Origin of the sequence: Streptomyces sp. NPDC003036, assembly GCF_040611175.1 — a bacterium.
Lineage (GTDB): Bacteria > Actinomycetota > Actinomycetes > Streptomycetales > Streptomycetaceae > Streptomyces.
In genome coordinates this window covers 12,336-24,651 of sequence record NZ_JBEXNO010000026.1, presented here as the reverse complement: position 1 = coordinate 24,651, position 12,316 = coordinate 12,336, and the positions used below count along the sequence as shown (strand labels likewise).

The 12,316-nt window shown below is 70.8% G+C and carries 10 protein-coding genes; 5 read left to right on the top strand and 5 right to left on the bottom strand.

Going from position 1 to position 12,316, the window contains the following annotated elements; translation table 11 throughout:
* Nucleotides 1-16 precede the first annotated feature (16 nt).
* The 5 genes from ABZX67_RS20145 to ABZX67_RS20125 are packed head-to-tail and all read left to right on the top strand — an operon-like array spanning nucleotide 17 to nucleotide 5,305.
* Entirely contained in the window at nucleotides 17-1,279 is a 1,263-nt protein-coding gene (locus ABZX67_RS20145) for an MFS transporter (RefSeq protein ID WP_355361987.1), read from the top strand.
* 45 nt (nucleotides 1,280-1,324) lie between these two features.
* Nucleotides 1,325-2,524 (top strand): hypothetical protein, encoded by a 1,200-nt coding sequence (locus tag ABZX67_RS20140; RefSeq protein ID WP_355361985.1) that lies wholly within the window; start codon nucleotides 1,325-1,327, stop codon nucleotides 2,522-2,524.
* 16 nt (nucleotides 2,525-2,540) lie between these two features.
* On the top strand, nucleotides 2,541-3,377 hold the full coding sequence (locus ABZX67_RS20135) for a DUF317 domain-containing protein (protein WP_355361983.1): 837 nt from the start codon (nucleotides 2,541-2,543) through the stop codon (nucleotides 3,375-3,377).
* A 13-nt stretch (nucleotides 3,378-3,390) separates the two neighbouring features.
* Nucleotides 3,391-4,224, top strand: coding sequence for a hypothetical protein (locus tag ABZX67_RS20130; protein WP_355361981.1), 834 nt, complete (start codon nucleotides 3,391-3,393; stop codon nucleotides 4,222-4,224).
* Nucleotides 4,225-4,267: 43 nt separating this feature from the next.
* On the top strand, nucleotides 4,268-5,305 hold the full coding sequence (locus tag ABZX67_RS20125; RefSeq protein WP_355361979.1) for a SpaA isopeptide-forming pilin-related protein: 1,038 nt from the start codon (nucleotides 4,268-4,270) through the stop codon (nucleotides 5,303-5,305).
* 144 nt (nucleotides 5,306-5,449) lie between these two features.
* Here the strand turns inward: ABZX67_RS20125 and cas3 are convergent, their stop codons facing one another.
* The 5 genes from cas3 to casB all read right to left on the bottom strand — a co-directional run bounded on the left by cas3 (nucleotide 5,450) and on the right by casB (nucleotide 12,247).
* Nucleotides 5,450-8,221 carry a CRISPR-associated helicase Cas3' gene (gene cas3, locus ABZX67_RS20120; RefSeq protein ID WP_355361977.1) on the bottom strand — a complete coding sequence of 924 codons (2,772 nt, stop codon included), beginning with the start codon at nucleotides 8,219-8,221 and terminating at the stop codon, nucleotides 5,450-5,452.
* 579 nt (nucleotides 8,222-8,800) lie between these two features.
* Nucleotides 8,801-9,586 carry a type I-E CRISPR-associated protein Cas6/Cse3/CasE gene (gene cas6e, locus ABZX67_RS20115; protein ID WP_355361975.1) on the bottom strand — a complete coding sequence of 262 codons (786 nt, stop codon included), beginning with the start codon at nucleotides 9,584-9,586 and terminating at the stop codon, nucleotides 8,801-8,803.
* The gene (gene cas5e / locus ABZX67_RS20110) at nucleotides 9,583-10,329 is read right to left on the bottom strand and encodes a type I-E CRISPR-associated protein Cas5/CasD (RefSeq protein WP_355361973.1); all 747 of its coding nucleotides are present in this window, start codon (nucleotides 10,327-10,329) and stop codon (nucleotides 9,583-9,585) included. Before cas5e ends, cas6e begins: the two co-directional genes overlap by 4 nt.
* A complete protein-coding gene (locus ABZX67_RS20105; protein WP_355361971.1) occupies nucleotides 10,326-11,633 on the bottom strand; it encodes a type I-E CRISPR-associated protein Cas7/Cse4/CasC in 1,308 nt (435 codons plus the stop codon). Before ABZX67_RS20105 ends, cas5e begins: the two co-directional genes overlap by 4 nt.
* Nucleotides 11,630-12,247, bottom strand: coding sequence for a type I-E CRISPR-associated protein Cse2/CasB (casB, locus tag ABZX67_RS20100; protein WP_355361969.1), 618 nt, complete (start codon nucleotides 12,245-12,247; stop codon nucleotides 11,630-11,632). The genes ABZX67_RS20105 and casB overlap by 4 nt, the downstream gene beginning before the upstream one ends.
* Nucleotides 12,248-12,316: the final 69 nt, after the last annotated feature.

Below are 12,316 nucleotides of genomic sequence, written 5' to 3'. Positions count from 1 at the left end.
CCACCGGAAACGCCCGATGCCCCGCACGCACGCCAAACCCAGGCCACCGGTCGGCCGCCACGCCCGCACCCCGGCCTTCGGCCCCGTACGCGGCGTCTACGTGCCGCGCACCGCGGACGCCGGCGCCTTCGCGATGAGCACCTACGGCATCCCGCTGCTCGTGCTCGCGGTGACCGACTCCGCGGCCCTGACCGGTCTGGCGTTCGTGCTCGAATGGCTCCCCCGCCTGTCGGCGTTCGCGCTCGCGGGCGCCGCCGTTGACCGGGTCGGCAGCACTCGGGTGCTGCGCATCGCCTCGGTCCTGCGCGCCCTGGTCGTCCTCGCCGCTGCCGCCCTCCTGCCCGCCGTGGGCGACGGCGCCGGTGCCGTGGTCACCGTCATGACCCTGGCCGCCGTCACCGGCGTTCTCACCGAGTTCTCGTACATCGCGGCCGAGACCGCCGGCGGCGCCGCCAGCCGGGACGCAGGCGAACACGCTCACCGTGTCCAAGCGGTGCTGCTCGGCATCGACCAAGGCGCCACGCTCGCCGGCCCGGCTCTGGCCGGCGTCCTGCTGGAGTACGTCGGCGCGACCGGCATGCTCCTGACGATCGCCGCCTGCTCCGTCCTCGGCGCCGTGCTCGCCCCGCGCCAGCGACCAAACTGGCCGCAGGAGGCACCCATCCCGGTCGTCCAGGGCATGAAGACCGGCTGGAGGACTCTGCGTTCGCTGCCCGCCCTGGGCTGGCTGTGCGTCGGCCTGCTGCTGTCGAACACGGCGATCGGCCTCGTCCAGGCCGCCGGCCCCGTGCTGGTCATCCAGCAGCTCGGCGGCACCAGCAGCCAGGTCGGACTCGTCTGGTCGGCCGCAGCGGTCGCCTCCCTCGCGATGGTCGCCCTCGCCCGCCTCGCCATCGACCGTGTCGGACTGTGGCCGGTCGGCGCCGCAGCCGCCGCCCTCGCCTCCGCCGCCTGCCTCGTCCTGGCCGCCGCGGACACCTACACCGTCTTCCTGGTCCTGGTCGCCCTGCTGATGGCCGGCGAGGCCGGAATGAGCCTCGTGTTGCGCACTCTGCGCGCCCGCCTGGTCCCCGCCGAGGTCTTCGGCAGCACCCTGAGCCTGATCATCCTGCTCCTCCTGGCGCCCTTCCCGATCGCCGGAGCCCTGGTCGCCCTCACCCCGGCCGCCCTGCTCGGCCACGCCATCACCGCCTGCGCCGTCCTGCAGGCCCTCGGGCTCGCCGTCTCCTTCGCCAAGCTCCGCACCCACCCCGCCGCACGCCGCCCCGTGACCGCGTGACGCTCGCCGGTCCCTCTCACACCGCCCGCAGAAGGAACCCCCTCCATGACTCCGCCGACCGACGAGATACGGCACGGACAGCGTCTGCGCCTACGTGACGTCGCTGCCCTCGACGACCGCTCCTTCGCCCTCTATATAGGGGAGCGGTTCGACCAGCTGGTCACGGCCGCGATAGCCGACGCCGACGGCCGGCTCCGTCCCGCTCAGCACACCGTCCTCCGCGCCCCCGAACGCCTCCAGCAGCTACGCGACGCCCTCACGTTCGCCGAGGGCGACCTCCAGGTGGGCGTCGAACGGATGACCTACCAGCACGACGCTCGTGCCGCGCGGACCGCCCGCCTCCTACGTCGGGTCCGCACCGCCCTGCACGAGGTCAACCGTGAAGCCGCCGCCGCCCGGCATGCAGAAGCGCGACGGCGGGAGGCCGGCGCCGAACCGCCGGTCACGGACGTGATCGTCACGGCCCGCAGCTGGCTCGTGGACGCTCTTCCCGACCACTTCCACCGGCACCTCGCCCAGACGCTCGCGGACGCGGGGCTCCCTTCTCGCGCGGCTGCTGTCGACGTCTTCGACACGGTCGAGGAGGGGTGGCGCGACGGCCACCTCACGGCACCGCGTACACCGCAGGTCGACGAGCTGCTCGCCAAGGGCCCCGTCGCCTTCCGCGGCCTGGTCGCCGACGACGCCCGGGCCCAGAGCGCACGCGTGGCCGCGCTGCGCCACCCGCTCCTCCAGCGGCGCTGGACGCAGGCACTGGCCGAACTCACCGACCTGACGGTGCCCGTGGCCCGCGCCTCCAGCAACTCCGCTCTGGGACCGCTTCCCGATGGCGTCTACGACATGCCCGAGATCGACGCGTACAGGATCTTCAACGCCCGCCGGTTCCTCACCGCCGTGTGGCAGCGCCAGGCCGAGCACAAGCGTCAGCTCCACCAGTACGCCTCCGCCGTCACCGAAGCCCGCCGGACCGCTCCGGAAGAGGACCTGCGCCGCCGCGCCGTCGGGGCGGCCATCGACCGGCTCGTCAACGAGCAGCCGGCTGCCGCCGCTCGTGTCCTGACCGGACTGTGCCCGCACATCACCGGCGACGGCCTGATCGAGCTGTCCCCCCGGGACCGGGCCGACCTCAAGCGGCGACTGGTTGCCGAGGCCCGCTCCGCCGCACAGACACCCCGACCGCTGGACACCGCACTGCCTCCGGCGCCGCCCGTGCGCACCGCGTTCCCTGCTACCGCCGTCCGCTGACCCATCCCTCCCGGAGATGTTCTTGTCCTCCCCGCTGCCCGTGGACGGCGACGTCTACGTCACCCCTCGCTACCTGGCCGGATCCTCCGGCGACGGCGACGCCGGCTTCGCGCCCGTCGCCCACTGGCCCCACCACCACCTCGACGAAGGCCCCCACCAGCTCGTCGTCACCAGCCCGGACCACCGCATCCGGATCGGATGGGCCGGAGACGACTACGACCTGTGGACCATCAGCGCCGCACCCGACGCGATGTCCGCGCCGCGATGGATGGCAACTGCCAACCAGAACACGCCCGCAGAACTGGTCGGCGCCCTGACCACCGCGCTCGTGAACGACTGGGCAGAGGACAGCGACCGGTTCCTCGACGCCGCCGGCCGCCCATCCGAAGCCGTCGAACCGCTGATCGCCGCCGGCTGGACGCTCGGCGGCCTGGTCCGCGGGCGCTTCCGCATCAACGCCCCCGACGGGCACGCCGGGGCGACCGTCGACGTCGTCAACCCGCACGCCCACGAGGCGATCACGCTGTGGGCCGGCCCCGCCGGCTGGGGCACACGCGCCGAGATCGTCTTCAGCTCCCGGACACCGGCCCACCTGATCGCCGCCACCGCCAGGGCGTTCACCGACCCGGAACCCGTACCGCGCTGGCGGGAGACCCTCAACCCTCGCTTGGCCACCCACGCCACGCTCACCCCAGTCGAGCCGCTCAAGACCCCGGCCCCGACACCCCGCGACCTCCGGCCCCGGATCGCCGTCCGCCCGCCGGCCCCTGTCGGCAGTGTCCCGCGCTGGAGCACCGCCACCCCGCGGCCGACGACTGCCGCACCTCCCGCCGGCCGCTCGGCCCGTCGCTGACCGAAGGAGTCTCGTGTCTCTGCACGCCAAGGAGTTCTTCGACAGGCTCGACCTCCCGCTTCCCTTCGGCACCGTCGTCGGCGATGTCTATTACGCAACCCCGACCGACTCACCGATCCGCCTGCGCATCGAGTTCGCACGCACGATCATGGACCGCGAGTACGACGGCCTGCGCCTGGCCGTCATCCACGCCGAGCGCGGCACCCTCGACACCGTCCACCTCCGCTTCGCCGAGCACGGAACGTTCACCTGCCGCGACGCCAGACTCGGGCCCGGCGCCGGCCACGGCGTCGTACGCGACTGGCATCAGGACGGCCTGCCCCCCTGGGCCGGCGCCGACCTCACCGGCCTGCGCATCGCGATCCTCGACTTCGTCCAGGTCTCGTGCCCCGCCCTCACCGCGCCCCGGAGCTTCGCCGCACCCGGCTCATGGGCCGATCGCTGGCACGAGACGCTCTGGGCGACCGACACCGTCGTACTCACCCGCCTCCACGAAGCGACCCAGGCCGTGCTCGACCTGGCCGAGAGCGGCACCTACGACGGCAGGCCCATCACCGAGACCCTGCGCAACTCCCGCTACTACGTGATGGACATGCTCGGCCTCCCACTGGGCCAGGGCATGCTTGCCGAAGCCGCCGCTGTCACCCAGCTCACCGGCCGCAGCCTCGGTCCCGATACCGCCGGCGCCCTCGAACGCATCGCCAGCATGCCGATGGACAAGCAGCGCGCCCGCGTCCAAGCCGCCTCCCGGCGGCACGCGGCCACCCCCACACCGCTGCGGATGAGTACGCCTCCCGCACGCCTCGTGCCGGCTCCCAGCCAGGCACCGGCTGCCCGCTCCCACTGACCTCCGCCCACTGCCACACCTGACCGAGGAGAACTCCTTCTTCATGCGTGCCACCCGCCGCACCGCGGCCACCGTCGCCGCGACCACCCTGGCGACCAGCTCCCTGATCTGGGCCCCGACCGCCTTCGCCAACGCACCCGAAATCCCGCCGGGCGCCGTCGAGATCACCAAGAAGGACCCGGACGGCGCCCTCCTCGCCGGCGCCGCGTTCTCCCTCCTCGACACCCTCAACGGCAGCAAGGCCCTGACCGGCAAGACGAACGCCGACGGCATCCTGCGCTTCGAAAACGTCCACCCCGGCACCTACCGCCTCAAGGAGACCGACTCCGGCAGCCCCCTGCACGACCTGGCCCCCGACCAGGACGTCATCGTCACCCCCGAGCACACCGCGAAGGTCACGATCATCGACGCCTTCAAGCCCGCCGAGCTGCTGGTGAAGAAGACCGACAGGAAGACCGGCAGGCCCCTGGCCGGCGCCGTCATCAACATCACCCTCGCCACCGGTACGGGCAATGTGATCACCCTGACCACCGGCAAGGACGGCACCGCCATCACCAAGCTCCCCGTCTCCTCCCGTAAGGGCACCGCCTACACCGGAACCGAGACCAAGGCCCCCGCCGGCTACGAGCTCGACACCACCCCGGCCAAGATCACCGCGAAGCCCGCCGAGAAGACCACCGCCACCTTCACCAACACCAAGAAGGACACCACCCCGCCCACCACGCCTCCGACGACCCCGCCCACCATGCCGTTGCCGGTCATCCCGACGACCCCGCCCACCGCTCCTGCGACGACCCCGCCGGCCACCCCGACCCCGAGCCAGTCCACCTCCACCGCACCGGTGCCCCCGACGAACACCCCGAGCACCCCGCCCTCCAAGGGCTCCCTCGCGCACACCGGGGCCGACTCCAACACCTGGCTCCTCGCGGCCGGCGGCCTGCTGATCGCGGTCGGCGGCGGAGGCCTGATCGCGGCACGACGGAAGAAGACGGAGGACGAGGCGGAGACCCCGACCGCCGGCCGACCTGAGGGAACGGCCAGACGTCAAGGCGCGAGCCCCGGCATCGGCAAGCGCACCTAGGCCGTGTATCGAAAGTGACGCTCCACCTCGATTGACTAGTGGGACCGCCCGCTTCCAGTCAGGTTGCGACTCGACGTGTCATCCGGCCTCGGGGAATATAGACAGCGGTTATCGGTGAGGACGATCATGGTCGGCAAGGCGCCCCTAGGTCCTGGTGAGTCCGGTAGTGGGATCGAGATAGGTGATTCTCCGACCGTTCGCGTATGTACCGGTCGTCGCGGCGTGGGGTAGGAGCGCGGTGTCTCGGAGGGCTGGGGTCTTTTCCCAGCCGGTCGGGATCTCAGTGGTGGGGTCGATGACCGATGAGCCGTCTGTGGTGATCCACTGCTGCCGGATGGGGATGGTGCGTTGCATGAGCCGACGGATTGTGTCCCGGTCGCCCGGCTTCACGCGCCGGGGAAGCCGGGTGCGGTTCGTACGCTGGGACGGGTGGAGCCAGCGGCTGCCGTCCGGGTCGGTCCATATGGGTAGTACGCGGATGCTGGGGTCGCCGAGACGAGTGCTCAGGAACTCGCTGCTGAGCGTCGAGTTCGTCAGCGGGTGCAGGTCTGTTACGGTCCGGTGCCGGCGTATGGCGGCAAGGTCGGCCATGGCCTGCTTGGCGTTGTCGTCAGCCAAGCGCCGCAGGTCGTCGTCGGCGGTGTAGGTGTCGCTGTAGACGGCATCGACGTGATGCTGGAGATCTTCGGGCACAGCAACCGGCCTGGTCAGGGTGCCCAAGTGTTCGTGGGTACGGCGCAGCAGGCTGGCGTCGTACACCTCTCCCCAGTACACGGGCACCGTCGGTTTGCCCTGCTGAGTGACCGGGGTCAGCACGTGAAGGGTCGGCTGCTGCGCGTACGGGGGTCGGGTGCGGCCCTGGTGCCGGTGGCCGCGGCCGGCGCGCTGCGCGAGCAGCGCGAACGGGGCGAGATCGCTGATGACGAGGTCGAAGTCGACGTCCAGGGACTGCTCGGCAACCTGGGTGGTGATGACGACCAGGGGCCGGGCGGGGCGCTTGCCGGTCGGCGCGATCCAGACGCCGTCAGGGCGGCGGTGGGCGGGGCGGACGGGGCCGGTCCAGCGTTCGAGGCGGCGGGTGACGCCGTGCCGCTGATGGACCGGCATGCGGGCGTGGAGGATCCGCACGAGGGTGCTGCTGTCCTTGTACGCATTCTGGAGGGCGCTCTCGGTTGCCTGGGCCTCGGCGACGGTGTTGCACACGATGAGCGCCGCCCCGGGGGTCTCGGGACTGGAGTGCAGGGGCTGGAGGATGTTGAGGATCCGGCGGGAACGCTGGCCGTCCCCGGCGACCTGGCGGGTGGGCGTGTAGGGGTGGGTGCGGATGTCCAGCCGGGTGGCGCGCGGGGACGGGTAGGGGCCGCGGCTCGTCGTCTCACCGGTCGCATGGTCGGTGAACGTCCATCCCGGGTAGGTCGGCGTGACCTCCTTAAGCGGCGGATGCCCGGCACCGTGCCGGTAGGCGTTCAAGAGGCTCGTCGCGATCCGGCTCGTCAGCGTCGCGGACAACACCACCACGGGCACGCCGAGCCGCCCCAGCCACTCCAGCAGAATCACAGTCAGTTGGTGTCCGTGCGCGTCGTAGGCGTGCGCCTCGTCGATGATGACCGTCTTCCCCGACAGGCCCAGCCAGCGCATCGCCATGTACTTGTGCGGCAGCACGGCCCGCACGGCCTGGTCCCACGTGCCGATGGCGATCCCGGTCAGCAGCCCGCGATGCGCACCGCGCAGCCACTCCGATACCAGCGCCGGGCTGTCCAGGCTGGGGGTCAGGTCTTCTGGGGTGTAGTCGGCGTCGAGCCAGGCCAAGGAGTGCAGGCGGGCGACGGGTGCCTTTCCCCGGCAGTTGTGTCCTGCGTGCCGCACCAGCCGACGGTGCATGGCGTCGGTGGTCGCCATCGTCGGCAGCAGCATCGCCAGTCCGCTCGTCCCCGAGGCCTGCCCGAGGACACGCTCGGCGAACAGAGCGATCTCCGTCTTCCCGTCCCCGGGCGCTGCGGTCACCAGCAGCATGCCCGGCCCGTTGACCAGACCGGGGAACTCCCGCTCGATACTGGCCTGCAACGGATACGGGTCGGACAGGCCCGGGAACATTCCGGCGAACGAACGGGTCGCACGCCACGTCGGCGCGAGCAGCTGCGCGCGGGCCGGCACCCGCACGGCAGCCCGTCGGGCCATCAGCAGATGCCCCGCCCAGTCCCCGGCCACCCACCTGCTCTTACGATGCTGACGCTGCCGCGCTTTCAGCCACCACACCTGCGACACCAGCCAGTCCGCGAGCGACACCAGCCCCGTCGTCACCGCCGCCACCGGCGCCTGCGCCCGCCGCGTCGGCCACACCGGAACCCCAAACAGCTCACCCGCCAGCCGCACCAACGCCTCACGCTGCTCGTCCCACCCCTCACCACCAAGACCCGGGGCCGCGACGATCGGACACGTCAGCGACCCGTCACTGTGACTGAGCGGCTCTCCGTACCGGCCATGGTGACCACCGAGGATCTGCCCCAACTGCTCCGCGATGAGGCGTGCCGGTCGGCCGTCCAGCGGCAGGCCGTGAATCCGATGGAGAAGTTCGGGCAGCGCCAGGTGCACGCCATGGTCGTGATAGGGCGTCCGCTCCACCGTCACCGGGTACCCGGCTGTTCCGGACACCTCATCCGCTCCCGGCTCCTGCTGCTGGAACACCGGGCTGATCTTCGCCAGATCATGGAGAAACCCCAGCCACACGTGCAACAGACGTGCCTGTTCCTCGGACAGGCCCCACCCCTCGGCCAGCATCCGACGTTGCCGGGCACTCAGGTACCGCTCCCAGAGCACCTCCAGCACCGCAGCGGTGTCGATGCTGTGACAGCCCACTGGATACGGCCTGTCCAGCCCCCGCTCTTTCCCCCACAACCGGGGATCCAGATGCGTCAACGAGCAACTCCTCACAGACGTCAAACGCGAGCTTCGTGTGGGCCAAGTGCACCAGTGGAGCAACGATGTTCTTGTCGCGTATGGCAGTTCAGCTCCGCGTAGGCAGAGCACGCGACTGTCGCCGCATCATCGTTGACACCCCCGGAGGGTCAGCTCCGCAAGGCGGAGCTTGCTACACCGACTTCTTCAAGGGCACCCCATTCTGTGGTTCAGCCCCGCGTGGGCGGAGCGCACCTCGTATGGCCAGTCCAGTCGTCGCGCCACATCGGTTCAGCCCCGCAGGGGCGGAGCGCACCAGTAGTACTCGGCCGGGTCGATCCGCTCCCCCGGTTCAGCCCCGCGTGGGCGGAGCACACGTCATGTCCTGGTTCGTCAGGACGTAGCCGAGCGGCTCAGCCCCGCGTGGGCGGAGCGCACGAGTACGAGGCCGCGAACGGACGGGTCTGCGGCGGTTCAGCTCCGCGCGGGCGGAGCGCACGCCGTCACCACGGCCTACCTGCAGACCCACACCGGTTCAGCTCCGCGTAGGCGGAGCGCACCCTTCCTGAACTGCCGGGTTCTGGTGGATCTGTTTTCTCTTTACCCCGTGTGGGGTGCGAGCGAGAGGAGTCCGAGGCCGTAGGCCTGGCCCTTGCCGATGCCGTTGGTGACGGCGGCGCGGACGGCATCGGGGTCGGCGATGGTGGCGATGCCGTCGAACGCAGTCGCGCCGAGAGTGACGGCGCGCCCGCTGCTGCGGGCGGCGTTGATCCTGGGGAGCGGGGAGTCGATGACGAGTTCAAGGCGGAGTCCGTTGGCTTCGGCGGTCTGTGTCCACCAGGCGTTGATGTTGTCGCTGGTGGCAGGCAGAGTGATGCCGCGCCGCTTGGCGGCATTCCGGGCGACGCGCGCCAGGAACTCGTCCCTGATCTTGGTGGCTTCTGCGTACGACTTACCGGCTTTGACCGCGGATTCGGCTCGGCGGTCGGCTTCCTTCTGGAGGGCTTTGGGGTCACGGACGCAGGTGTCGGGGTTGCCGTGGATGCGGTAGCGGACGGTTCGGCCGGCGGTGATCCAGTGGAGGACGGGCGTGGCGTCGCGCTGGGCGCAGGTGAGGGCGTAGCCGTCGGGGAGGCGGTCGAGGTGGAGGGGGACGGTGGCCTGGACGAGGAGGGCCGCGCCAGCCGGGTTGCGTTCGGTGCGGTAGAGCAGGTTGGCGTCGCGCCGTGCGGTGGGGTTGTCTCGGTCGCGGTCGATCAGGTTCATCACGGTGCGGTGCATGTTGCCGGGGTCGGCGAGGTCGCGGTGGACGGCGCGGGAGGCGGGATTGAGCTGGATCCGGGCGAGGGAGAGCTGGCCGGTTCCGGTACCGATACTGGTGGTCATCGCGGGTTCTCCTGGACGCTGGCGGGGATGCCGAGGTGGTCGGCGAGGGCGGTGAGCCAGACGGTGCCGAGACCGCCGTTGCGGGCGGGGATGGCACGCCGCTGTTCCCAGACGGGGCGGGGCGTCCAGGCCCTGCGGTGGCCCCGTATGGGCCGGTCGTTGTGCCGGCCGCTGTCCGGAGCACCGGGGGTGGGTTCGCGGTCGTAGGCGAACGTGATGGGTCCGGTGTGGTGGATGGGCCGGTGCAAAGGGACGTGGTCGAGATCGTCGATGGCGCTGGGGCTGCGGGTCAGCAGCACGGGGGTGTCCGGGGGGCAGGACCGGCGCCCGAGGTAGGGGGCCCATACCGGGTTGGTGAGGGCCTCTGCGGCGTGGTCGAGAACGGTGGAGGGGCCGGTGACAGCGACGGTGAACGCGGCGTCCGCGAGGTAGTAGCGGGTGGACGTGATCGGGGCGTCGCGGGTGCCGCCGTCCGCCGTGGCCAGTCCGAACAGGGGGTCGTGGTTGCCGCCGACGGTGTGGAAGTCGGACAGGACGCTTCCGGGCCGGTCGACACGGATGGTGTAGGACAACTGGTCGAGGTCGGTGTTGTCGGCGTCGCGTTCCCGGCCGAGGCAGCAGGCGATCAGGCCGGTGAGCGCGGAGCGGGTCGGCAGCCGGTAGGTGGGGCGGACGTTCGCCTGGGCGGGGCCGCCCCACGCCTGCAGCGCCCCGGACAGGTGGAGGATCAGACCGTCGCTCATCCGAGGGCCTTGTCGATCACGGAGAGGGTGGTGGCCACGAACTCGTCCAGGCTGTCGGTCCGCTCGCCGAGGTGGGTGAACTCCTGGTCGGAGAGGGTTACGTGGGTGTGTCCGGCGAGCCGGTCGAGGCCGAGGAAGCGGTGGTGGGCACCGGCGTGTGCGTCGAGGCGGCTCATGCTCGCCGTGAGGTAGCCGCCGGCCGCCGTTGCGGCTACCGGCTCCTCGAACGCCCCGGCCAGGTTCACGGGCCGGTCGGTGCGCACCGCCGCATACAGCAGGTGGGGAAGTGTGTGCGGGGCAGTGCCGGAGACCTTGCCGACGTTGCGGTGTGCGCCGGCCGCACGGAGGAACGCCTCGGTGACGTCGCGGACGGTGGCGTGGTCGCCGTCGAGGTTTCCGGTCAGCTTGGTGATGTTGAGGGTGGAGTACTTGAAGAGGGTCGCGCTGTTGTACCGCTGCTCGCCGAGGTGGCCGGCGCCTGATTCCTCGCCGAGTTCCTTCAGCATGTCGTCCACGGCGGTAAAGGAGTCGATCTGGGTGGTGATCGCATGCGTGGACAGGGCGTGTGCGGTCTGGATGGCAGCCTCGACGATCGAGCCGGGCTCGTTGGCGAGCATCCGTCCGTATGCGGCGACGATCGCGTTGCGGCTCCGCAGGAGGGACAGGACGTCGTCCTTGGTGAGGAAGCCGTCCTTCTTGTCGATGATCTTCTTTGCCTTCGCGGTGAGGATCGCCGTGCGGTTCTTGTCCTCCGCCTCGCCCTCGTCTTCGGGCGTCGGGTCGGTGTCGGCCGTGTCCGTGGCGGTCTTCGCCTTCCGGGATGTGGTGGCCTTCTTCTTTGCTTCCTTGTCGAGGTCGGCGTGGGCCTGCGCGATGAACGGGGCGAAAGTATCCCGGTTGCGGTCGACGAGCTCGACGAGCTCGGTGATCGCCGTCTCCGGCAGGAACAGCAGCACGTTCGTGCCACCGTTGTCGGCGATGCCGAGACCCTTGACCTGGGTGGACAGCAGCAGCATCTGGACGGCGGTGAGGGCCTCGGCCCGGTCCCAGCCGCGGCCGGTGAGCTGGTCCGTCGCGGTCAGGGTGGTCGCCCGGGTCCGAAAGGCCTTGACCCCGAGCATGTCCTGAACGATGTCGCGCTGGTGGTACTTCTGGTGCTGCGCCGACTCGCGGCCACGCAGCACGCCGCCGTACAGGGCACTCTTGGGGGAGCCGTTGCGGTCACGGTTGGTGGACGCGTACGGGGTCGACTGGATCTGCATGAGGTCCAGGTGGATGGCGCGGGGCAGGCTGATGCCGGTCACTGGGGGGTCTCCTCGCTGTTGGTGCTGTGGAAGCTGCGGGCCCAATCGAGGCGGACCTGCGCGGGCTGCTGGGGCCAGCGCAGGAAGTCCGCCAAGAGCAGGGGCCAGGCGATGCGGACCTGCGCGGACCGCAGGCGTCCCACCACGGGAGGGATCTCCCGCATGAGGGTGGTCTGGTCGAGCTCGGCAAGGTAGCCGAGGGCGCCGGCTGCGTTGTCGCGGGTCATGACGCCCCGGTGGCAGGCGGTCGCGAACGACCAGCCGAGGTTGTGCCAGGGCTTGAACGGCGCGTACGGCGGTGGTGCGGACGTCTCGGTCGTACGAGGGTTGGGTGCATCGTGGGTGGCGTAGAGCGCGGCGACGAGCAGATGAGGGATCTCTGCGGCGGCGGTGGCAGGCGGCCGGTAGCCAGCCGCCATGAGGTGGTTGTAGAGAGGCCAGCGGGACTCACCGCTCTCACCTGTGGGGTGCTCGAGGTCGGCCAGGACGATATTCAGGCCTCGGCGCAGGTCAGCGCGCCCGGCCGGAGAGGCGCAGGCGGTCCGTACGACACGCATGAATGAGCTGCGGCCGGGCTCCTGCTCGCTATCGGTCGCGGGCGTGGTGGTGGTCATCAAGATTCCTTCGAAGTTCGGCGACGGGCCCGCCGGAGGTTGGTCGAGAGAAGGGGACTCAGCGGGGCG